This is a genomic window from Halorubrum persicum (assembly GCF_002727125.1).
Classification (GTDB): domain Archaea; phylum Halobacteriota; class Halobacteria; order Halobacteriales; family Haloferacaceae; genus Halorubrum; species Halorubrum persicum.
This window is the reverse complement of record NZ_NHOA01000030.1, coordinates 80,999-103,052: the sequence shown is the minus strand read 5'-3', so window position 1 is coordinate 103,052 and position 22,054 is coordinate 80,999. Positions and strand designations below refer to the sequence as shown.

At 69.8% G+C, this 22,054-nt stretch carries 21 protein-coding genes and 1 pseudogene; 15 read left to right on the top strand and 7 right to left on the bottom strand.

Annotated features, from left to right (window positions below):
* Window positions 1-73 precede the first annotated feature (73 nt).
* A complete protein-coding gene (locus DJ69_RS04665) occupies window positions 74-604 on the bottom strand; it encodes a response regulator (RefSeq protein ID WP_099254524.1) in 531 nt (176 codons plus the stop codon).
* A gap of 188 nt (window positions 605-792) precedes the next feature.
* Window positions 793-2,070 carry an aminotransferase class V-fold PLP-dependent enzyme gene (locus DJ69_RS04660; protein WP_099254523.1) on the bottom strand — a complete coding sequence of 426 codons (1,278 nt, stop codon included), beginning with the start codon at window positions 2,068-2,070 and terminating at the stop codon, window positions 793-795.
* A 320-nt stretch (window positions 2,071-2,390) separates the two neighbouring features.
* On the opposite strand from DJ69_RS04660, the gene DJ69_RS04655 reads away from it, so the two are divergent.
* The 5 genes from DJ69_RS04655 to DJ69_RS04635 all read left to right on the top strand — a co-directional run bounded on the left by DJ69_RS04655 (window position 2,391) and on the right by DJ69_RS04635 (window position 6,131).
* The gene (locus tag DJ69_RS04655) at window positions 2,391-2,642 is read left to right on the top strand and encodes a hypothetical protein (protein WP_245851501.1); all 252 of its coding nucleotides are present in this window, start codon (window positions 2,391-2,393) and stop codon (window positions 2,640-2,642) included.
* A gap of 63 nt (window positions 2,643-2,705) precedes the next feature.
* On the top strand, window positions 2,706-3,842 hold the full coding sequence (hemC, locus tag DJ69_RS04650; RefSeq protein ID WP_099254521.1) for a hydroxymethylbilane synthase: 1,137 nt from the start codon (window positions 2,706-2,708) through the stop codon (window positions 3,840-3,842).
* Window positions 3,835-4,644 carry a uroporphyrinogen-III C-methyltransferase gene (gene cobA / locus DJ69_RS04645; protein WP_099254520.1) on the top strand — a complete coding sequence of 270 codons (810 nt, stop codon included), beginning with the start codon at window positions 3,835-3,837 and terminating at the stop codon, window positions 4,642-4,644. Before hemC ends, cobA begins: the two co-directional genes overlap by 8 nt.
* Window positions 4,641-5,453 carry a uroporphyrinogen-III synthase gene (locus tag DJ69_RS04640; RefSeq protein WP_099254519.1) on the top strand — a complete coding sequence of 271 codons (813 nt, stop codon included), beginning with the start codon at window positions 4,641-4,643 and terminating at the stop codon, window positions 5,451-5,453. The genes cobA and DJ69_RS04640 overlap by 4 nt, the downstream gene beginning before the upstream one ends.
* A 279-nt stretch (window positions 5,454-5,732) precedes the next feature.
* Window positions 5,733-6,131, top strand: a complete 399-nt coding sequence (locus DJ69_RS04635) for a hypothetical protein (protein WP_099254518.1) — start codon at window positions 5,733-5,735, stop codon at window positions 6,129-6,131.
* Between the two features lie 58 nt (window positions 6,132-6,189).
* On the opposite strand, the gene glmM is transcribed toward DJ69_RS04635, so the two are convergent.
* Window positions 6,190-7,560 (bottom strand): phosphoglucosamine mutase, encoded by a 1,371-nt coding sequence (gene glmM, locus DJ69_RS04630; RefSeq protein ID WP_099254517.1) that lies wholly within the window; start codon window positions 7,558-7,560, stop codon window positions 6,190-6,192.
* Between the two features lie 107 nt (window positions 7,561-7,667).
* On the opposite strand from glmM, the gene DJ69_RS04625 reads away from it, so the two are divergent.
* Window positions 7,668-8,270 (top strand): hypothetical protein, encoded by a 603-nt coding sequence (locus tag DJ69_RS04625; protein ID WP_099254516.1) that lies wholly within the window; start codon window positions 7,668-7,670, stop codon window positions 8,268-8,270.
* Window positions 8,271-8,291: 21 nt separating this feature from the next.
* On the opposite strand, the gene DJ69_RS04620 is transcribed toward DJ69_RS04625, so the two are convergent.
* The 4 genes from DJ69_RS04620 to DJ69_RS04605 form a co-directional block, all read right to left on the bottom strand.
* Entirely contained in the window at window positions 8,292-8,897 is a 606-nt protein-coding gene (locus DJ69_RS04620) for a DUF7504 family protein (RefSeq protein WP_099254515.1), read from the bottom strand.
* Window positions 8,898-8,940: 43 nt separating this feature from the next.
* On the bottom strand, window positions 8,941-9,333 hold the full coding sequence (locus tag DJ69_RS04615) for a hypothetical protein (RefSeq protein WP_099254514.1): 393 nt from the start codon (window positions 9,331-9,333) through the stop codon (window positions 8,941-8,943).
* Window positions 9,333-10,028: an RAD55 family ATPase gene (locus DJ69_RS04610; protein WP_099254513.1), complete on the bottom strand. Its 696-nt coding sequence runs from the start codon at window positions 10,026-10,028 to the stop codon at window positions 9,333-9,335. Before DJ69_RS04610 ends, DJ69_RS04615 begins: the two co-directional genes overlap by 1 nt.
* Before the next feature lie 84 nt (window positions 10,029-10,112).
* On the bottom strand, window positions 10,113-10,598 hold the full coding sequence (locus tag DJ69_RS04605; protein WP_099254512.1) for a chemotaxis protein CheW: 486 nt from the start codon (window positions 10,596-10,598) through the stop codon (window positions 10,113-10,115).
* A gap of 102 nt (window positions 10,599-10,700) precedes the next feature.
* On the opposite strand from DJ69_RS04605, the gene cheB reads away from it, so the two are divergent.
* The 9 genes and pseudogenes from cheB to DJ69_RS04560 all read left to right on the top strand — a co-directional run bounded on the left by cheB (window position 10,701) and on the right by DJ69_RS04560 (window position 22,021).
* Window positions 10,701-11,813: a chemotaxis-specific protein-glutamate methyltransferase CheB gene (gene cheB, locus DJ69_RS04600; protein ID WP_180271722.1), complete on the top strand. Its 1,113-nt coding sequence runs from the start codon at window positions 10,701-10,703 to the stop codon at window positions 11,811-11,813.
* Complete coding sequence (locus DJ69_RS04595) at window positions 11,813-14,080, top strand: chemotaxis protein CheA (protein ID WP_099254510.1); 2,268 nt, start codon at window positions 11,813-11,815, stop codon at window positions 14,078-14,080. The genes cheB and DJ69_RS04595 overlap by 1 nt, the downstream gene beginning before the upstream one ends.
* Window positions 14,077-14,886 carry a CheR family methyltransferase gene (locus DJ69_RS04590; RefSeq protein WP_099254509.1) on the top strand — a complete coding sequence of 270 codons (810 nt, stop codon included), beginning with the start codon at window positions 14,077-14,079 and terminating at the stop codon, window positions 14,884-14,886. The genes DJ69_RS04595 and DJ69_RS04590 overlap by 4 nt, the downstream gene beginning before the upstream one ends.
* Window positions 14,886-16,094 (top strand): HEAT repeat domain-containing protein, encoded by a 1,209-nt coding sequence (locus DJ69_RS04585; RefSeq protein ID WP_099254508.1) that lies wholly within the window; start codon window positions 14,886-14,888, stop codon window positions 16,092-16,094. Before DJ69_RS04590 ends, DJ69_RS04585 begins: the two co-directional genes overlap by 1 nt.
* Window positions 16,095-16,967, top strand: a complete 873-nt coding sequence (locus tag DJ69_RS04580) for a CheF family chemotaxis protein (RefSeq protein ID WP_099254507.1) — start codon at window positions 16,095-16,097, stop codon at window positions 16,965-16,967.
* A gap of 209 nt (window positions 16,968-17,176) precedes the next feature.
* Window positions 17,177-17,890, top strand: a complete 714-nt coding sequence (locus DJ69_RS04575) for an HAD family hydrolase (RefSeq protein WP_099254506.1) — start codon at window positions 17,177-17,179, stop codon at window positions 17,888-17,890.
* Window positions 17,887-18,576, top strand: coding sequence for a class II aldolase/adducin family protein (locus tag DJ69_RS04570; RefSeq protein WP_099254505.1), 690 nt, complete (start codon window positions 17,887-17,889; stop codon window positions 18,574-18,576). The genes DJ69_RS04575 and DJ69_RS04570 overlap by 4 nt, the downstream gene beginning before the upstream one ends.
* Window positions 18,577-18,913: 337 nt before the next feature.
* Window positions 18,914-19,111, top strand: a pseudogene (locus tag DJ69_RS18775) (hypothetical protein); the annotation flags it as partial.
* A 405-nt stretch (window positions 19,112-19,516) separates the two neighbouring features.
* Complete coding sequence (locus tag DJ69_RS04560) at window positions 19,517-22,021, top strand: heavy metal translocating P-type ATPase (protein WP_180271721.1); 2,505 nt, start codon at window positions 19,517-19,519, stop codon at window positions 22,019-22,021.
* Window positions 22,022-22,054 lie beyond the last annotated feature (33 nt).

Genomic DNA, 22,054 nt, shown 5'->3' with positions numbered 1-22,054 from the left:
TCGAGTAGGCCCGTGCAAGTCAAAAGGGTTCCGTCGATCCCGGCGGGCCGGAGCGCCGACGGCGAGCCGCCGACTACTCCGCCGAACGAGACGCGCCCGACGACGGCTCCGGGAGGTCCGGCGAGACCGGCGTCGGCGTGCGGAGGGTCCGAACGTCGTCGTCGTCGACGAGCCGACAGAGCCGTTCGAGAATGCGGTCGTACTGGCCGCGCTCCGGACGCTTCGAGAAGAAGCCGTCCGCGCCCGCGTCGAACGCCTTCGCCGCCGCCTCGTCTCCGCGGCAGGTGGTGTGGAACACGACCGGCACCTCGACGCCTCGCGTCCGGAGCCGTTCGATCAGGTCGACGCCGGAGCCGTCCGGGAGCCGCTGTTCGGTCACGATGCAGTCGGCCGCGTCGATCTCGCGTCTCGCCGCCGCCATCCCGTCGACCGACCGGACCACGAACCCGTCGGCGAACCGCTCCGCGAACACCGCCAGCAGCTCCGCGGAGCGCGCGTCCGGCTCGACGTGAAGCAGAACGACGGAGCCGCCGTCTTCCGTCGCGTCACCGGCGGCGCGGTCGTCCCGAGAGCGGTCGTCTGCCGTCCGCGATTGGTCTGTCATACTGATTCGGCGAACGCGGTGCGTACGGGTATAAAATGGAGATCCTCACCCCGAATTTGCCCGGATTAAGCCCGTTTAACCGTCGAGTGAGGCGGGCGTGTATCTCGGGACGACGACCACGCGCCGATGCGGGAACCTGCGGCCGAGAAGCGGCCTCCAGAGTCTGGCGCGCGGAGCGCGCCGCCGAGTCAGGCGAACAGGTCGCGGGCCTCGCCGACGGCCTCGACGAGCGCGTCGATCTCCTCGACGGTGTTGTAGAGGTAGAAGGAGGCGCGCGCGGAGGCGGCGACGCCGAGTTCGTCGTGGAGCGGCTGGGTGCAGTGATCGCCGGCGCGGATCGCGACGCCGTAGTCGTTGAGGATGCTGGACAGGTCGTGGGCGTGGACGCCCTCGACGTTGAACGCGACGAGGCCGCCGCGGTCGTGGCCCGGCGGACCGTAGATCTCAACGCCGCCGAGGGCCGTCAGCTCGTCGTACGCGTACTCGGCCAGCAGGTCCTCGTGGGCCTGCACGTTCTCCATGCCGATCTCCTCTAAGTACTCGATCGCTGCCGCGAAGGCGATCCCCTGCGCGATCGAGGGCGTGCCGGCCTCGAACTTCCACGGGAGGTCCTCCCACGTGGAGTCCTCGAAGGAGACGCGCCGGATCATGTCGCCGCCGTAGAGGTACGGCTGCAGCTCGTCGAGGAGCGCCTCGCGGCCGTACAGCGCACCGATCCCGGTCGGGCCGCACATCTTGTGGCCGGAGAAGGCGAGGAAGTCGACGCCGAGGTCCTCGACATCGACCGGGCGGGTGGGGACCGACTGGGCCCCGTCGGCGAAGACGTACGCGTCGTGGTCGTGGGCCATCGCCGCGAGCTCCGGGATCGGGTTGACGGTGCCCAGCGTGTTCGAGACGTGGACGACCGACACCATCTGCGTGTCGTCGTCGATGCACTCCGCGGCGTGTTCCATGTCGAGCCGACCCTCGTCGGTCACCTCGATGAACCGCACGTCGGCGCCGGTGCGCTTGCCGATCTGCTGCCAGGTGACGAGCGAGGAGTGGTGCTCCATCTGCGAGAGGACGACGTTGTCGCCCGGTCCGAGCTCTTCGAGCCCCCACGCGTACGCGACGAGGTTCATCGCCTCGGTGGTGTTCTTCGTGAAGACGATCTCCTCGCGGCCCGACGCCCCGACGAAGTCGGCGACGGTGTCGTGGGCCTCCTCGTAGGCGACGGACGCCTCCTGGCTCAGCTGGTGGATCCCGCGGTGGACGTTGGCGTTGTAGCCGCGGTAGTAGTCCGCGATCGTGTCGACGACCTGGTCCGGCGTGTGCGATGTCGCCGCGCTGTCGAGGTAGACGAGCGGGGTGTCGTCGCCCGGCCCCTCCCCCGGCATCTCCGGATCGCCGCCGACCTTCCGGTCGAGGATCGGGAAGTCGGCGCGGACGGCCTCGATGTCGAACGGGTACTGTTCCTGAACTCCCATTACCCGTATCTGGGCCCCGAGCACTAACACACCTTCGGTCCGGTACGTGTTGCCAGTACCGCGGAGGCTCCCTCACGGCGACGAGGCGCACTCGTAGAACCCTCCCGAGACAGCGCTCACGAGACAGCACTCGCGTGTACTCGTGCGGCGTTCGGGGGACGCGAACACACGAAGTTTAATAGACGATAGGCGACGCTTTCGAGTGGATGCCCTCCAACAGAAGCGGTACGATCGTCGCGGTACTCGTTCTGATCGGTGTCGCTGTCCTCCTGTACTCGACAGTTATCCTGCAACAGATCCTCCGGGGCGCGGGGGTCGCGGTGTCGGCCTTCGTCATCGCGGCGTTCGTGTATTACGGGGGTACCGACCGGCAGACGCTCACCCGGGCAACGATCGCTGTGACGGTCGTCTACGGCGTTTTTACTCTCCAGTTGCCCCTCGCCATCATCGCGGCCTGTGTCGTCTATCTCTCCGCGTGGCTCACCGGTTCGGACGGCCCGCTCGACGCACCCGACACCGAGATATTCCCGGTCGAACGTACGGATACCGATGAGCCCGAGGACGGCGACTGAGCGGCGCGACGGCGTCACGCCCGAACTAGTGCGCTTTTGAACGCGGGGGACCTCGGTTCGGGTATGACCGATACGCTCAGGCTCGCCACGCGCGGGTCGGACCTGGCGCTCCGGCAGGCCGGGACCGTCCGCGACGCCCTGTCGAGCCGCCGCCGCGACGTGGAGCTCCGGCGCGTCGAGACCCGCGGCGACCAGATCCCGGACGAGATGATCCACCGTCTCGGCAAGACGGGCGCCTTCGTTCGCTCGCTCGACGAGGAGGTGCTCGACGGCGACGCCGACCTCGCCGTTCACTCCCTGAAAGACGTACCCACGGAGGAGATGGGCGAGATGGTTATCGCCGGCATCCCCGAGCGCGCGCCCTCCGGCGACGTGCTCGTCCACCCCGACGGCCTCGGCATGGAGGACCTCCCGTCCGGCGCCGTCGTCGGGACCGGGTCGCTCCGGCGGACCGCCCAGATCAAGGCCGCGCGGCCAGACCTCGTCGTCGAACCGCTCCGCGGCAACGTCGACACCCGGATCGAGAAGCTGCTCGCCCCGCATCTGCAGGCCGACCACGAGCGCCGGCTGATCGCCTCGGGAGAGGCGTCCGCGGCGACCGCCGAGGAGGGCGGTGACGACGGCGGCGACGACGCGGACGCGGAAGACGAGATCGACGAGGAGTTCGACCAGACGGTCGAGGAGTGGTTCGACTCGCTCTCCGACCTGGAGCGCTCGGCGATGGAGCGCAAAGTCGAGACGGAGTACGACGCCATCGTGCTCGCGGAGGCCGGGCTCCGCCGCTCGGAGCTGTTCTACGACGTGCCCACGACCCGGCTCCCCCGCGAGGAGTTCGTCCCCGCGGCCGGGCAGGGCGCCATCGCCGTCACCGCGACCGATCCGGACGTGATCGACGACGTGCGCTCCGCGGTCGACCACCCGCGGACCCGAGTCGCCGTCACCGTCGAGCGCACGGTCCTCGGCGAGCTCAACGGGGGGTGCGTCGCGCCGATCGGCGTCTCGGCGCTCGTGCAGGGCGAACACGTCCACACTCGCGTCCGCGTGCTCTCGACCGACGGCACCGAGGAGGTGGCCGACACACGCGATCTCCCGATCCGGTCGCACGCGAAGGCCGCCGAGGAGTTCGCGGCGGATCTGGCCGATCGGGGGGCCGCCGACCTGATCGAGGCCGCCCGCGAGGAGGCCGGTGCCGATGAGTGACGGGGACTCCGTCGGGACGGTGTACCTCGTCGGCTCCGGTCCGGGCGATCCGGACCTGCTGACGGTGAAGGCCGCGGAGCTGATCGAGGCGGCCGACGTGGTGCTCCACGACAAGCTCCCCGGCCCGGAGATCCTCGGGCAGATCCCCGAGGGGAAACGCGAGGACGTGGGGAAGCGCGCGGGCGGCGAGTGGACCCCGCAGGAGTACACGAACCGGCGCCTCGTCGAACTGGCTCGCGAGGGGAAGTCGGTCGTCCGCCTGAAGGGCGGCGATCCGTTCGTCTTCGGGCGCGGGGGCGAGGAGGCCGAACACCTCGCCGAGGCCGGCGTCCCCTTCGAGGTCGTCCCCGGCGTCACCTCCGCGATCGCGGGTCCGGCGGTGGCCGGGATCCCCGTGACCCACCGCGATCACGCCTCGTCCGTCTCCTTCGTCACGGGCCACGAAGACCCGACGAAGGAGGAGTCGGCGGTGGACTGGGACGCGCTCGCCGCGACCGGCGGCACCATCGTCGTGCTGATGGGCGTCGGGAAGTTGCCGGCGTACACCGCGGAGCTCCGCGACGCCGGTCTCGGCGGCGACACCCCGGTCGCCCTGGTCGAGCGCGCGACGTGGCCCGGCATGCGCGTCGCGACCGGCACCCTCGACACCATCGTCGACGCGCGCGACGAGGCGGGGATCGAGCCGCCGGCGATCACCGTGATCGGCGACGTGGCCGCGACGCGCGACCGGGTGCTGGCGTTCCTCCAAAACGGTGACGGGCAGGGCGACGGCCACGGCGATCGAGGGGGTGACGACGCGTGAGCGACGAGCCGGACGCGACCGACGCCTCCGGCCCCCCGAGCGTCGCCGTCTTCCGCCCCGCGGACGAGCGGATCGAGGACGCGGAAGCGCTGTTGGCGTCGCTCGGCGCCGACCCGGTCGCCGACCCGATGCTCGCGGTGGAGCCGACGGGCGCGACGCCCGGCGAGGCGCCGTGCGTCGTCCTCACGAGCAAGACCGGCGTCGAGCTCGCCGCCGAGGCGGGCTGGGGCCCGGGCGACGCGACCCTCGTCGCCATCGGCCCCGCGACCGCGGACGCGGCGCGGGCGGCGGGGTGGACCGTCGACCTCGTGCCGGACGAGTACACCTCTGCGGGGTTGGTGGCGGCGCTGAAGGGCCGCGTCGACGGCGAGCGCGTCGAGGTGGCGCGCTCCGACCACGGCAGCGACGTGCTCCTGCAGGGGCTCCGTGACGCCGGCGCGAACGTGACCGAGACGGTGCTCTACCGCCTGACGCGCCCGGAAGTGGCCGGGGAGTCCGCGGCGCTGGCCGCCGCGGGCGACCTCGACGCCGCCGCGTTCACCTCGTCGCTCACGGTGACTCACTTCCTCGACGCCGCGGCGGAGCGCGGCGTCCGAGAGGCGGCGATCGCGGGGCTGAACGACGCCGTCGTGGGCGCGATCGGCCCGCCGACCGCGGAGACGGCCGCCGACCACGGGATCGACGTCGACGTGGTCCCCGACGACGCCGACTTCGAGGCGCTCGCGCGGGCCGTGGTCGACGCGGCCGCCGGCAGCGGAGAGGGCGACCGCGCGGAGGCCGACGACGGGACGGCGGAGCGCCGTCGATAGCGGCCGGGACGCTCACCGGACGCCGAACGGTTGTGGGCAGCCGCGGACGGGGGATCGCCGATCGGGAGTCCAAATTGTCAGATTTTTAATACTTCGGTGAATATCACGTTCGATATCGGGGCGAGTCTTGACATCGTCTTGCGAAAACGCTCAGGCTCAGCTTAAACCCCCGGTTAAAACCTGTTTGCGAACCCTCCGGACGAGCCCTCAACCGCTCTGGTTATCAATGGAAATAACCAGTACGTCACAGTTATCCGCCGACACGTGAGAGCTGATACCATGGAACCGAGCGAGCGGTGGTCGATCCGAGTCGACGACGGGGTGATCGTCGTCGAGCTCCCACACGGGACGGGGCTCTCCCCGTCGGACGGCGAGCGACTGCTCGACCGGTGGCAGACGCTCGTGGCCGATCGACGGGTGCACGCCGTCGTGCTCGTCGTGCGGACGACGCGCCCCTGCTCGGACGCCGGTCGCCGGACGCTCCGGCGCACGGCGCGGGCGGCGGCCGATCGCGGCGTGACGCGGTTCGCGGTGGCCGCGGAGCGTCCCAAGCGGCAGTACCTCGAACGGACGATGGACGTCGAGGGGATCGACCCCGAGCCGTTCAACGACGCCGCGGCCGCGATGCGCTGGGCGAAGTGCCCGTCCGAGCCGACGGTGTCCGCCGTCTCCGAGTGAGTGGTCGCCCTCTCCGAGTAAGCGGTCGCCGTCTCCGCTCGAACTACCCGTACCCCTCTTACCGCCCGCTCTCGACGGCGACGTACATGTCCGTCGCGAGCCGTTCGGCGCGGTCGGCGTCGGCGGACTCGGCGTAGATCCGGATCTTCGGCTCGGTGCCGGAGGGGCGAACGAGCACCCACGCGTCGCCGTAGTCGAGCCGGTAGCCGTCGGTCGTGTTCGGCTCCGCGTCCGCGGTCTCGACGTAGGCGCGCGCGGCCGACAGCATCTCGTCGCGCTCGTCGTCATCTGCGTACTCGACGTTACGCCGAACGAAGTGGTAATCCTCGTAGGGAGCGACCGCCTCGCTGACCGGCGCGTCGGCGGCCGCGAGCAGTTCGAGGAACCGCGCGCCGATGTACGCGCCGTCCCGCGAGAGCCGGTACGGCGGGAAGAACACCCCGCCGTTCCCCTCGCCCGCGATGGGGACGTTGACCCCCTCCTCGTGGAGTTCGCGCGTCCGGGTGATGATGTTCGTCGCCCCGATGGGCGTGAGTTCGAGGTCGGCGTCGTTGGCGTCGCAGACGTCGACGAGCCGCTGGGAGACGTTCACCGCGCTGACGACGGCGTCGCCGGGGTCGAGGCAAGCGTCCGCCATCGCCGCGAACGAGGTGTCGCCGTCGACGAACTCGCCGTCTTCGTCGACGAACACCGCCCGATCCGCGTCGCCGTCGTGGGCGATCCCAACGTCGGCGTCGGTGGTCGCGACGAGTCGCTGGAGGTCGCCGAGGTTCTCGGGGACGGGCTCGGACTGCCGACCGGGGAAGTGGCCGTCGGGCGTCGCGTTCACGGTCAGCACGTCGCAGCCGAGTTCGCGGTAGATCCGCGGGGACGACACCGACGCCGCGCCGTGGCCGGGGTCGACCGCGACCGTGAGCCCCGCGTCGGCGATCGCCTCGGCGTCGACGGCGTCGACGGCGTCGATCAGCTGGCCGACGTAGTCGTCGACCGCGCCCTCGATCCGAGTCGTGGCGCCCGCGTTCCGCCAGTTCGCGTGGTCGTAGTCGTCGTCGAGGACCCGCCGCTCGACGCGTTCGAGCACGCCGACCGACAGCTCCACGCCGTCGTCGCCGACGAGCTTGATCCCGTTGAACTCCGGCGGGTTGTGCGAGGCGGTGACGAGGACGCAGGGGACGCCGGCGGTCTCGCAGTAGTTCCCGACCGCGGGCGTCGGGACGACGCCGAGTCGGTCGACGTCGCAGCCGACCGCGGCCAGCCCGCTGGCGGCGGCGTTGGCGAACAGCTCGCCGGTGGTGCGGGTGTCGCGGGCGACGGCGACCCGGTCGGCGTCCCAGGTCGTACCGGCGGCCTTCGCGATGTCGAGGACGAGCTCCGGCGTGAGATACCGGAGCGCGACGCCGCGAATGCCGCTGGATCCGAACAGCTCCATGGGCGGTCATGCGCCGGCCGACGGGAAAGCGGTTCCGAACCGGGCGCGCGCTGACGCGGGCGGGGGCGACGCGTGCGGTTCAAGCCGGCCGCGCCCGAACGGACTGCATGGAGCGCACGCGACGCGATCTGTTGGCGACGAGCGCGGCGACCCTCACCGCCGCCGGCTCGGTCGGGGTCGCGGGGTGTCTCGACTTCGCCGCGGGCGACGGGCCGCAGGGCCCCGAGGGGGTCCCGACGACGCTGACCTGCGAGGACGACGCGTTCGTCCGGCTGACGGCGCCCTTCGACGAGCCGGTCGAGGGGACCATCGTCGACGCCGCCGGGACCCGGTTCGAGCTGGCGACGGAGGGGAACGCCGAGACGTACGGGCAGTCGATGCGGCTCGTGTTCCGCAACACGGGCGATCGGTCGGCGACCGTCCTCGGCAAACACGCCTACTCGTTCCAGCGCGAGACGGGCGAGGGGTGGGTCGACGTTCGGGGATCGAGCTCGGGCGAGGCGGTCGAGCTCCCGCGCGACGAGGAGACGCTCGACCCGAGCGGCGCGTACATCTGGTCCATCGACCTCGAGGAGGCGGCGATCGCGTCGGCGGTCCCCGACCGGGACCTCGAGGTGTGCCCGCCGCTCGGAGCCGGCACGTATCGGTTCGTCTACTGGGGGATCCCCGACGCGCCGCCGCTGGGGGCCGAGTTCGACCTGGTCGGGTGAACGCCGGAAGAGGGCGGTGTGCTAAAACGAGATCCACTCCGAGGGTTGCCCGACCCGTCCGCGGACGCGGAACTCCCGGTCGTCCTCGACGCGGGTCTCGGCGATCACGTCGAACGGCTCGTGGAGCGTGTGGACCACTTGCTCGTCGTGGGCGGTCGAGTTGAGCACGCCGACGAACGGCCATCCCTCGCCGGACGTCTGGGAGGTCATCACGCGGGTGAACCGGTAGATCCGTTCGGGGTCCCAGTACATCAACAGCTGTGACAGCGAGTAGACGCCGACGGCGCGGTCGCGGCCGACCGACGACTCGACCACGTCGGTGAACTTGATCCCGATGTCGGTGAGGTTGCCGGCGCTGGCGACGTACTTCGTCATCGGCGTGTCGTCGCGTTTGTCGCCCTGCTCGTGGGTGACGCAGTCGATGACGACCACGTCGTCGCCGTCGTGTCCCGTGATCGACTCGTAATCCTCGCGGACCTTCTCCGCGGTGCGACCGGTGGAGATGACCACCGGCCCGGTCGACCACGCGGCGAGCAGTCGGTTGAACAGGTCGTACTTCCCGCTCATCGGCGGCCCGGTGACGAGCACGCTGTCGGCGTCGCGGACAGCGTCGGGAAGCACGGTCATGTGTCTGGCTTGAGGGGGTGTCGGGTAAAACCCTTCCGAGGGATCACTTCCGGAGCATCGACGGGAGGTCGAGCGACGACGGGGGGCCCTCTCGGGGGCTCCTCGTCAGTGTCAGTTCCGTTATCGCTCCGGGAAGCGCCGCCGAGACGGGCGAACCGCGCGGAGAGCCGGCGCCGTCGACGAGCTGGTCCCAGACCGCGTCGGGGTCGTCGGTATCGGTTTCGGCGGCGATCTCGAGCGCCTTGGTCCGGCCTTCGTCGTACGAGAGCTCGATCAGGCTTCGGTCGTACGCGTTCTCGAAGGCGTCCAGAATGCGGTCGAGCTCGGCCGGACGCTTGCTGCCGACGCCGTCGGCGACCCCGAGTGCGAACGCGCGCTCGACCGCCTCCTCGCGGTCGAGGTCGTCCCACTCCGTCCCGAAGGTCCGGTCGTACATCAGTGGCTCACCGTCGCGGCCTCCCCGACCCGGAGCCCGCCGTCGGTGAACTCGATGCCCTGAATGTCGGTGTCGAGGTCGGTCCCGCGCATCTTCAACACCTGAATCCCGCGCTGCATCCCGTCGTCTTCGAGGTAGTTGTGCATGAAGACGACGCCGTGCGCGAGGTAATGCTCCTCGGAGTAGGCGCTCGGGTCGGTCATCTCGGAGATGAGCAGGGTCGTCGCGTCGGTCCGCTTCAGCGAGGAGAGCAGCTGGATCATCGTGTCCTCGTCGTCGTCGAGGAGGAACCGCAACAGCATGGTGGAGTCGAAGACGACCCGGTCGATGTCGCGGGAGTTGATGAACCCCGTGAGCCGGTTCGTCACTCCCGAGTGGTCCCGTCGCTCGCCCGGCAGGCCGAAGAAGCGCCGACCGTCGGAGGAGAAGGAGTCGAGGAAGGTGATCCGGTCGGTGTCGAGGGCGCGGTCGAACCCGAACTCGTACCCGCTCATGTCGCGACGGATCCCCTCCTTCGTCTCGTGCATGCTGATGTACAGCACGTCTTCGCCGTTGCGGGCGCCCTGCGCGGCGAACTGCGAACAGAACGTCGTTTTCCCGCTTCCAGGAGGGCCGCTGACAACGTACAGGCGATTCTCCGGGAAGCCACCGTCGACGATGTCGTCGAACCCGGGAACGCCACTTGAGGCGCGCATACGGAGGAACGTGTCGGTTATCGGATAAGGGTTACCACCCAGTTCTCACGGGTGAGAACGATCGACAAGGATCGGTCCGGGGCGCTATGCGTCGTCCGCCTCGCCGTCGGCGTCGATGTCGGGGGCGTCGAGGGCCCCGATATCGTCGATGTCCGGCGAGACCCAGACCACGAAGCGGTCGTCGGATTTGACGATCCCGTTGACCCCCTCGTCGTCGACGGTCGTCGCCTGGTCGACATCTTCGGGCGCCACGTCGCGGACCTGAAACACCTCGTCGACCATCCAACCGACGGTGCCGCCCTCGTCGATCTCCTCGTCGTCGAACACGACGATCCGCTCGCGGGGGCCCTCCTCGTCGATCGAGAAGAGCGTCTTCGGATCGACGATCGTGGTCGTGCGTCCCCGGAGGTCCATCACGCCCTCGACGTGGTCGGGGGAGTTCGGAATGCGCGTGAGCTCGCCGGCGTCGACGATCTCGTCGATGACCCCGATGTCCAGACAGTACGTCCCGTCGCCCAGCCCGAACTCCAGCACCTTCGTGGGTTCGGCGTCCGTCTCCATGGCTGCCATGGACGTGTCTGCGGCGAAGAGGCCAATAACCGTGTCCCCTGAATTATCAGGCGTGATTACCGGGTCCGTGGATTTATGCTGATTCTGGGCCCGCTTCCCTACATGAGTAGGACGACGGATCGGCGAGACGATCGCGACGACTCCTTGCGGGCGGTCGTCGTCGACGACTCGCCGTTCATGCGAGGCTTGATCTCCGACCTCTTGACCGACGCGGGGGTCGCGGTCGTCGGCGAGGCGGGGGACGGCGCCGAGGCGCTGTCGGTGGTCGCCGAGACGCGTCCGGACGTCGTGACGATGGACGTCGAGATGCCGGGGATGGGCGGGCTCGAGGCCGTGGAACGGCTGATGGACGAGACGCCGACGCCGGTGTTGATGCTCTCGGCGCACACCGCCGAGGGCGCGGAAGTGACGTTCGAGGCGCTCGAACGCGGCGCGGTCGACTTCTTCTCGAAACCCGGCGGTGAGGTGTCGACCGGCGTCTCCCGCGAGTCCGACCGGCTCGTCGAGGCGGTCCGATCGGTCGCGGGGGCCGACCTCGCCGCGGCGACGCGCGACCGCCGCGAGCACGACGCCGCCGAGGAGAACGCGAACGCGACGGCCTCCCGAGCGTCGACGCCCGCCACGCGGACCGCGAGCGCCGACATCGACGAGCCGCTAACGGTCGTGATCGGGGCGTCGACCGGCGGACCGAACGCGGTCGAGCGCGTCATGTCGGCGTTACCGATGACCGACTGCCGGCTCGTCATCGTCCAGCACATGCCGGAGGCGTTCACCTCGCGGTTCGCCGACCGCCTCGACGAGGCCTCGGCGTACGACGTGCGCGAGGCGAGCGACGGCGCCCGGATCGGCTCCGGAGAGGCGCTCGTCGCCCGGGGCGGGAGCCACACCCGGATCGACAGCTACCGGTCGGGGCGCCTCCGCGTCAAGCTCGACGAGGACGACTCGCAGTCGGTCACGCCCGCCGCGGACGTGACGATGCGCTCGGCCGCCGAGGTCGTCGACGGCCCCCTCGTCGGGGTCGTGTTGACCGGGATGGGCGCCGACGCCTCCGAGGGGATCCGAGCGATGGCCGACGCGGGCGCGCGGACGATCGCACAGAGCGAGGACACCTGCGTGATCTACGGGATGCCGAAGCGAGCGGTGGAGACGGGCGGGGTCGACGAGGTCCACGACCTCGACGACGTCGCCGGCGCGATCGTTGGGGGTGGGGCCTGATGGACTCCCACCGCGCCGCGTTCGTCGCCGAGGCCGAAGACGGGATCACGGACCTGAACAACGCCCTGCTCGCCCTGGAGGCCGACCCGGAGGACGCCGAGGCGATGGACGACGTGTTCCGCGTCGCCCACACGCTGAAAGGGAACGCCGCGGCGATGGGGTACGAGGACGTTTCCGACTTCGGGCACGCCCTCGAGGACCTCCTCGACGCGGTGCGACAGGGCGACCGCGAGGTGACGCCGGAGCTGATGGACCTCCTCTTCGAGGGGGTCGACACCGTCGAGGCGATGGTGTCCGAGATCGCCGACACGGGCGACGTGTCGACCGACCCCACCGACTTGGAGAGTCGCCTCCGAGAGATGGAGGAGCACGGGACCGTCGGCGGTGAGGACGCAGACGAGGACGGGACCGCCGGCGCGGGCGATTCCGGCAGCGAAGCGACCGACGGGCCCGAGGCCGGCGCCGACACCGCCGACGACGCGACCGATGAGGGCGACGGAGACGCGGACGACATCTCCGTCCCCGATCTCCCCGACGAGGCGGCCGCCCTCGGCGAGCCGGTCGCGTACGCGGACGTGACGGTCGGCGAGACCGCGATGGCGGGCGTCGACGCGGCGCTCGTCTTGCAGGCGCTCGACGGCCAGTTCGGCGAGTTCGTCACCGTGCCCGGCCCCGAGGCGCTGGAGGACGGTGAGTACGAGGAGCGGTTCGACGCCTTCGTCGCCGACGCCGACCCCGCGGTCGTCGCCGAGGGGCTCGGCGCGCTCACGCAGGTCGAGTCGGTCGCGACGACGCTCGTCGGAGCGAGCGAAAGCGGTGGAGACGCCGAGGCGGACGAGTCGGGTGAAGCCGACGCCGACGCCGAAGCGGGTGTGGACGACGAGGGCGCCAACGCGGAACCCGAGGTCGAGGACGCCGCCGACGCGGAAGCGACCGACGAGGGTGCCACAGACGACGCGAACGCAACCGACGAGAGCGACAGCGGCGAATCCTCGTCCGGGACCAACTCCGGCTCCAGCACGGACTCCAAGTCCGGCGACGAGATCAAGTCGATCCGGGTCGACGTCGATCAGGTCGACGAGCTGTACGGTCTCGTCGAGCAGCTGGTGACGAGCCGGATCAAGCTCCGCCGGGAGCTGGAGGAGCTGGACGCGCAGTCGGACGCGTTAGACGAGCTCGACAAGCTCGCGTCCAGCCTGCAGGATACGGCGATGGACATGCGGCTCATCCCGTTCTCGCAGGTGTCCGACTCGTTCCCGCGGCTCGTCCGCGACATCTCGCGGGACCTCGACAAGCGGATCGACTTCGAGATCGAGGGCGACGACGTGGAGCTCGACCGCACCATCCTCACGGAGATGCGCGACCCGCTCGTCCACGTCCTGCGGAACGCGGTCGATCACGGGATCGAGTCCCCCGAGGAGCGCGAGGCCGCCGGCAAGGACCCGACCGGACACGTCAGGCTCACGGCCGAGCGCGAGCGCGACCACGTGATCATCGAGGTGGCCGACGACGGCGGCGGGCTCGACCCCGATCAGCTCCGCGAGAAGGCCGTCGACGAGGGCGTCAAAAGCCGCGAGGCGGTCGAGGCGATGGAGGACGGCGAGGTGTACGACCTCGTGTTCCACCCCGGCTTCTCCACCGCGGAGGAGGTGACCGACGTCTCCGGACGCGGCGTCGGGATGGACGTGGTCCGGACGACCGCCCGCGACCTCGACGGCTCCGTCTCCGTCGAGAGCGACCCGGGCGAGGGGACCACGGTGCGGTTCCGGCTCCCCGTCACCGTCGCCATCGTGAAGGTGATGTTCGTCGACGTGGGCGGCACGGAGTACGGGATCCCGATCAAGTCGATCGCCGAGGTCGCCCGCGCGGACGACGTGGAAGAGGTCCACGGAGACGAGATCGTGCGCCACGAGGACGACCTCTACCCGGTGATCCGGCTGAACGAGCGGCTCACGAACGGCGGCGCCGCGGCGGCCGGGTCGGGCGCCGGCGCCCCCGATGGTCCCGACGAGTCGGGCGGCGACGGGCCTGCGGAGGCCGACGCCGCGTCCGCGACGACCGACGGCGGCGTGACCGACGACGGGATGCTCGTTCGGATCCGCGAGGAGACCCGGCAGGTCGCGCTCCACTGCGACGCCGTGCTCGATCAGGAGGAAGTGGTCGTGAAACCGCTCGACGGGCCGTTGTCGGGGACGCCGGGACTCAGCGGCACGGCGGTCCTCGGCGACGGCGACGTCGTGGCCGTGCTCGACGTGGTGAGCCTATGAGCGGCGAGACCGAGACGGAGTTCGAGGGCGTCCTTAGGCAGATCGACGACACGGTGCCGTTCGAGCCCGGCTACTACAACGAGTCGTACCTCGACCGCCGGATCACCGCCCGGATGCGCCGCCGCGACACCGAGTCGCACGCCGAGTACGAGCGGCTGCTCCGAGAGGACGACGGGGAGCGCGAGGCGCTGATGGACGCGCTCACGATCAACGTGACGGAGTTCTTCCGCAACCCGGAGATGTGGGACGTGCTCCGCGGCGTGCTCCGCGATCGGACGAGCGAGCAGCGTCGGGTCCGCGTCTGGTCGGCACCCTCGGCCGACGGTCGAGAGCCCTACTCGGTCGCGATGTTGGCCTGCGACGACCCCGAGATCGACGAGTCGCGCGTCGAGGTGCTCGGCTCGGACATCAGCGAGGAGGCGCTCGACGACGCCCGCGAAGGGGTCTACCACACCACCCGGACGACCGACATCGCGGCCGAGCTCGAACCGCTCTCGGACCCGGACCGCTACGTCGAGCGCGACGAGGACGCGTTCCGGGTCCGACCGGCGGTCCAGCGGCTCGTCGACTTCGAGACGCACGACCTGATCCGCGACGGCGCTCGCGATCCCTTCGACGTGGTGTTGTGCCGCAACCTGCTGATCTACATCGACGTCGACCACAAGGGGTCGCTGTTCGACACGCTCGAATCGTCGCTCGCTGACGACGGCGTGCTCGTGCTCGGTATGACCGAGAGCGTCCCGCCGGACCGGTCGGACAGATACGAACCGATCGACAAGCGCCGCCGGGTGTTTCGGAGGGTCTGATGTCGCTGTACCAGCACGCCCGGGACGGGAACGCCGAGCGGCTCAGGGACGCCATGGGCAGCGACAGCGCCGCGGTTCGGAAGCGCGCGTCCGAGTTCCTCGGCGAGGTCGCCGACCCCGACGACCAGCCGTCCATCGACGTGCTCCTGCGCGCCGCGACCGGCGACGAGGACGCGCAGGTCCGCGGGGCCGCGGTCGACGCGCTGGACGAGATCGGCGAGGCGGCGCTCGAACAGCTCCTCTCGGAGCTCACCGGCACCAAGGGCTCCGAGGCGGAGTGGGTCACCGCCCGGAAGTTCGCTCGCGCGCTGCAGGCCGACCGCCCGGAGCTCCGGATGGCCGCCGCGAACGCGCTCGGCCGGCTCGACGACGGCAGCGGTCTCCAGCACCTCGTCGAGGCGCTCGACGACGAGGACCCCCGCGTCAGGCTCCGCGCGTGTCAGGCCTGCGGGACGTTCGCCGACCCGCGGGCGATTCCCGGGCTGACGGAGCGGCTCGACGACGAGCCGCGGGTCCGGCGGGCGGCCGCGAACGCGCTCGGGAACATCGGTACCGATCAGGCGCTCTCTCCCCTCCTGGACCTGCTCGACGACTCGGACGAGTCGCTCCGGCGCATCGCCGCCGGCGCGCTCGGGAAGGCGAACAACCCCGAACCGGTCGAACCGCTGGCGCGCGCGCTCGGCGACGAGAGCGCGGTGGTTCGGAACGCCGCGGTGTACTCGGTCATCGAACTGCTCTCGAACGTGCCGACCCAGCAGAGCCACGCGGTCCGCGATCAGGTCGTCTCCGAGCTGAAACAGGCCGACGACGCGACCGTCGTCGAGCCGCTCGTCGAGATCCTCACCGACGGCCAGCAGAGCCGCCAGCGGCGGAACGCGGCGTGGATCCTCGGCCGCGTCGCGGAACCGGAGTCGGCGGTCGCGGTCGAGGCGCTCGCTGACGCGCTCGCCGACGAGGACCCACAGACCGCGCAGTTCGCGGCCACCAGCCTCAAGAGCCTCGGCGGGCCGATCGTCGAGGACCGGCTCCTCGACCGGCTCGGCACCGAACATCCCGAGGACGCCCGCGCGAAGGCGGTGTTCGTGCTCGGACAGGTGGGCGGCCAGGAGACGCTCAACCGGCTCGAAGAGTTCACCGACGACGAGAGCCCCGCGGTCCGGAAGCGGGTGTTCTCGGCGGTGTCGAAGCTCCGAGCGGGGGGGCGGTAAATGTCGGGCGGGAGCAGCGAGTACAAGATCGCCGACACCCAGGCGCGGTTCGCGGTCGCCGTCCGCGAGGGGCGGAAGGTGAGCGACGTCTCGTGGACGCTGGGGCGCGTGCTCCTGTCGAACCGCCGGCTCATCTTAGCCGGCAACGACGGGAAGCGAACGGTTCCGCTCTCGAAGCTCGAAGGGCTCGGCGGGCGCCACGACGCCAACCAGTCGGTCGCGCGCGTCTCTAACTACGTCAGCTTCGACCTCGGCGATCAGGTGTTGCTCGTCGCCGCCTCGGAGCACGAGTCGTTCGAGCGCGACGTGTACCGAGCGCTGCTCGACCAGCGGACGGTGACGGCGAAACACCCCGCGATCGAGGGCGGCGTCGTCCAAGAGACGGAGTGGGAGCAGGCACGGGTGAAGATCGACGAGAACGGGCTCAACGCGGCCCTCGAGAGCGGCGCGTTTGTGAAGTTCGACCTCGACGACATCAGCGGGCTCGACGCCGCGAAACGCACGGTCAACGGCGAGAAGAAACCCGTTATCGAGGTGTCGCACACCGACGACGAGGGGACCAGCATCGAGACCCACATCGCCGGGGACCCCAACCGGATGCGGTTCGTCGAGGCGTGGCTCCGGAAGGGCGAGGAGCGGAGTTCGACGAACGTCGACCTCTCCAGCCGCGACCGCGAAGTGTTGATGGCGCTGTACTCCGGCGTCTCGCCGTTCGAGATCCCGTCGTTCCTCGGAATGGACGTCGACGCGGTCGAGGAGACGTTCGAGCGGCTCGTCGAGCTCGAAGTGGTCGAGGAGGTGCGGGTACGCCGCGAGGTGGCGCTGAACTCCCGCGGCCGCAACATCGCCAGCGAGGCGATGAACGAGCAGTAGCTGGCGGGCGATCGCCCGACTGAGGAGTGGCGAACAGCCGGCGCATCGGCGTCCCCGCTGCGGTGCGCCGGGCTCCCGCCTCGGCCGCCGCGGGCGTCGCTCACGTCACGAGCGGCCTGGCCGCGGTATCGGTCATAAGCGACCGGGTCGCAGGGGACGACCCGCCGCCGTCGAACCACTCTTAAGTCGGTACCGTGCGGAGTGGGGCCATGAGCTACGAGGCGGTGTTCTTCGACCTCGATAACACCCTGTATCCGTACGCCCCCTGCAACGAGGCGGGCAAGCGGGCCGCCCTCGCTGCGTTCCGCGATCGGGGATACGAGATGGACCGCGAGACGTTCGACGAGCTGTACGCGACCGCGCGGCGGGAGACGAAGCGGGAGACCAGCGAGACCGCCGCCTCCCACGACCGGCACATCTACTTCAAGCGCGCGCTGCAGCGCCGCGCCGGCGAGCACGACGCCGCCGACGCGCTGGCGCTCGGCGACGCGTACTGGGAGGGGTACGCGAGTGAGATGGCGCTTTGCGACGGGGTCGAGCGGGTCTTCGACGCCCTCGCCGCGGCGGGGACAGACGTCGCCATCGTCACGAACCTCACGACCCGCGTTCAGCTTCAGAAGCTCTCGCGGCTGGCGATCGACGAGCGGATCGACCGACTCGTTACCTCCGAGGAGGTGGGCCGCGAGAAGCCGAGCGCGATCCCCTTCACGACCGCGCTCGCGGCGTTCGACCGCCGGCCGAGCGAGGCGCTCATGGTCGGCGACAACATCGGCGCCGACGTGGCCGGCGCGAACGCACTCGGCATGGACACGGCGCTGTTCGTCGCCGACGGCGACGCCCCCGCCCGCGACGAGCTCGACGGCGACCGGCGACCGGACCATCGACTCGACGCGTTCGCCGACCTGCTGGAGGTGGCGGCGTGACCCGCGACGGCCCCGGTGCCGACACCGACGCGGATCCCGACCGCCTGCGAGAGGCGCGCGAGGCGGTGGTGGAGTACGCGCCGGCGCTCGCGGAGCTGACGCCCGGTCGGACGGGAAACCTGAGCGTCCGCGACGGCGACCGAGTCGCCGTGACCCCCACCGGCGTCCCGTACGACGCCTTCGACGCGACCGACGTGCCGGTGGTCTCGCTGGCGGGCGAGCGGGTGGCGGGCCGCATGGCCCCGTCGAGCGAGGTGCCGATGCACACCGGCATTTACAAGCACGACCGGCCGGGCGCGATCGTCCACACCCACTCGCCGTGGGCGACGACGATGGCGACGCTCCACCGGAAACTCCCCCCGGTTCACTACATGATCGCCGCCGTGGGGCGCGAGGTCCCGCTGGCCGACTACGCCCCGTACGGCACCGAGGAACTGGCCGCGAACGTGGTGGCGGCGATGGCCGAGGCCGACTCCGACGCCGCGATCCTCGCGAACCACGGACTCGTCGTCACCGGGCCGGACATCGAGACGGCGGTCGAGAACACGCATCACGTCGAGGACCTGTGTCGGCTGTACCTCCGGGCGTCGGCGGTCGGCGATCCGCACGTGCTCTCCGACGAGCAGATGGCGACCGTCGAGGAGCGGTTCGAGAGCTACGGCCAACAGCCGGACGGTGACCGATAGCGGGTGACGATGACCGGTCGGCGGCGACTCGTCGCCGCACCGCCTGGTCGTGTTACCGTAACATCGGTTCCAGCAGACGGCGAAGGCCCGGAGACGCGGTTCTGAGACTCCAGCGAACGCGCGGTACGAAGTACGTCCTCGTCGGACTCGGCATACTAGCCTTCCCGCTCGTCCTCTCGGCCCTCTACCGGGGGGCCGTCGTCCCCCCACTCCTATTCGGGATGTCCTGGCCCACGTTCATCGTCTACGCCTCACGCTACTCGTCCTCGCACGCCCGTGTGCGTTCGTCATCTCGACGCCCGTCTCGGTCGTCTCGGGAATCGCGAGCGCGGCCTAGAACGGCGTCATCCGGCAGATCTGGGCTAGCCTCGGGGTCAAGGCCGCGCTCGCGGTCGCCGTTCCGTTCGGACTGATTCCCATCTGGTTGGTCGTACTGGCGGGCGATGCCGGGATGACGACCGCCGTCACCGGGAACGCGATGCGACTCTCACGGTTCGCACCGACCGACGTTACTGACGATCTCGCCAGATCATGAGTCACACGCTGGACGGCGAATTAGCCGGGTTCAGTCGGTGTGGACCGTCGTCGGTCTCACCCTCGTCGCGCCGGTAGTCGGGCAGTTCGGCGTTCTACAGAGAAAACAAGGCGAGTGCCTCGGGGCTTGACCCCGAGGCGGTTCACGAACACACCGGTAGTATCGTTGTCCCAGCGGTCGTTCGCGGCGGCTACAACGCAGTACCGTACGTGTTCAGTTCCCTCTCGCCGGCTGACTCAATCCCGTCGGCCGTAGCCGTACAGCCACTGCTCGATAGCTGGGTCGAAATAAGGTTCCTTACAAGTGGCTCGGCTACAGTACTATTCTGTCGACAAAGCGCATGCGTCCAACGAAGCCTCAGTATGCTCTCAAAACGGATCGGCGCCGTTCCGGTGAGGGTCCTGAATGAGTGACGCCGGTCCGACGCGCGAGTGTAACGTCTGTCGGCAACCGATCGCGGGTGACCCGATAGCGAGCAATTCCGACGGGCCGTTCTGTAGTACCGGGTGTCGAGAGATTAGCCGACTGCTCGGCGATGACGCTCCATCGGACCGTCCGGCAACGAAATCGGACACCGATCGATCGGTCCCCGACGGCGTCACGCGGACGTTCCTTCGGATCGACGGGATGTACTCGCCGACGTGTGAGGCGTACCTCGAACACATCGCCGACACGCAATCCGGAGTGGTCGCCGCAGAGGCGAGTTACGTCACCGAGACGGTTCGCGTGGACCACGACGCAGACGCGGTGTCGGCAGACGACCTCCGTGACGCGTTGAGCAGAACCGGCTACACTGCGTTCCTCCGATCCGACGCGATCGCGGACGGAAACGCGAGCGGGACGCGTCGTTCGCGGGAAGCGGACGGCCTCCGGAAACGCCGGAGCGATGAGGTCCTCGGACTTCGGTATGCAGCCGGGATCGTGTTCGGTGCGTTCCTGATGGTCCCGTACGTGGCAATCATGTACCCCGCCCACCTCGCACCGTACTTCGACGCCGCGTTCCTCAAAGCGTTCGAAGGCGCGTTTCAACTGAGCGGGGGTAGCGGGTTCCTGTTCCTGAGGATTTACTTCGTGTTGACCGCGATCGTGCTGTTTTTCACCGGCATGCCGGTGTTGCGTGGGGCGTACATCAGCCTGAAGATGCGTCGGCCGACGACGGACCTCCTCGTCGCGTTCACCGTCGTCAGCGCGTTCTGCTACGGCACGGGCGCGGTGCTTCTGGGGGACAACAACATCTTCTACGACCTGACGCTCGTCGTCGCGGCGGTCGTGTCGGGCGTCTCCTTTTACGAGACGTCGATCAAACAGCGGGCGCTCGAACGGCTCACCGAACTCACCGTCTCGCAGGTGGACAGTGCCCGGCGACTCAACGACGGTGACGACGCGACGGAGGTGGCGGTCGACTCCCTGGATCCCGGCGATCGGATCCTCGTCCGCGAGGGCGAACGAATCCCGGTTGACGGGACGCTCGTCGGCGACGGCTGTAGCGTCAAGGAGGCGGTCGTGACCGGCGAGGCACTCCCCGTCGCGAAGCGAACGGGGGACTCCATCGTCGGCGGCGGGGTCGTCACCGACGGCGCCGCAGTCGTCGAAGTCGGTGACCCGGTGACGAGCAGCGTCGACCGCATCACCGATTCACTGTGGTCGATCCAGAGCGCCGATCACGGGATCCGACGCCGCGCCGACGCACTCGCGTATCGTCTCGCGACCCTCGTCGCCGGTGTCGCGGTCGCCGTCGGTGTCTGGGTCATCGTCAGCGGTGGCTCACTTCCGGCGAGCGTCATGGCCGTACTGCTCGCGCTGCTCGTCGCCACCCCGTGGGCGCTCGGGCTCGCGACGCCGCTCTCGGTCGCGACGAGCATCCGCGATGCGATGGAGCGCGGTATCGTCGTGCTCGACGACACGATCTTCGAGCGGCTCCGCGAGGTCGACGTGGTCGTGTTCGACAAGACCGGGACCCTCACGACCGGCGAGATGGAGGTCGTCGAGGTGGACGCGTCGGACGAGGCGCTCGCCGACGCCGCCGCGCTCGAACGGCGTGCCGCGCATCCGGCCGCGGCTGCGATCGTTTCCGCGATCGACTCGAAGACCGGCGACGCGACGGCACGCACCGACGGCGACCACATCGACGGCAGTGACGCTGAAGACGGCGCGACGCCGCCCGCCGGGCGCGACGTGCGCGACTTCCGGACGCACGCGACAGGCGTTTCCGGAACCGTCGACGGTCGCGACGCGCTCGTGGGGGATCTCGATCTGTTCGCCGAGCGAGGCTGGACAGTCCCGTCGGAGGTCCGAGCGAAAGCGCGCGACGCCCGGGGATTCGGCCGTCTCCCCGTCGTGATCGGCCGTGACGGGCGTGCGAACGGACTCGTCGTGGTCGGCGACAACCCACGTCAGGGATGGCTGGACACGGTCACCAGCCTTCACGAACGCGGGATCGAAGTGGCCGTCCTCACGGGCGACAACGAGGAGGCGACGGACTTCTTCGCAGAACAGGAGGCGGTCTCGTACGTGTTCGCGGACGTGCCGCCCGAGGGGAAAACGGAGGCCATCCGGCGGTTCCAACGCGATCGCCGCGTCGCGATGGTCGGTGACGGAACCAACGACGCGCCCGCTTTGGCACAGGCGGACCTCGGAATCTCGTTGGGAAGCGGGACGGCACTCGCCGCCGACGCCGCCGACATCGCCATCGTCGACGACGACCTTTCGCTCGTCAAGACGACGTTCGAGTTCGCTCGGGCGGCGCGCCGCCGCGTCCGGCAGAACGTCGGACTCGCCTTCGCGTACAACGCCATCGCGATCCCCGTCGCGCTCGGTGGCCTGTTCAACCCCGTGACAGCGGCGATCTCTGTCGCCGTCTGTGGCGGGCTCCTCGCCGTGAACTCGTCACGGGACCTATTCGCGGAATGAGAGACCGACGACGATAGCGGTGTAGCGACCATC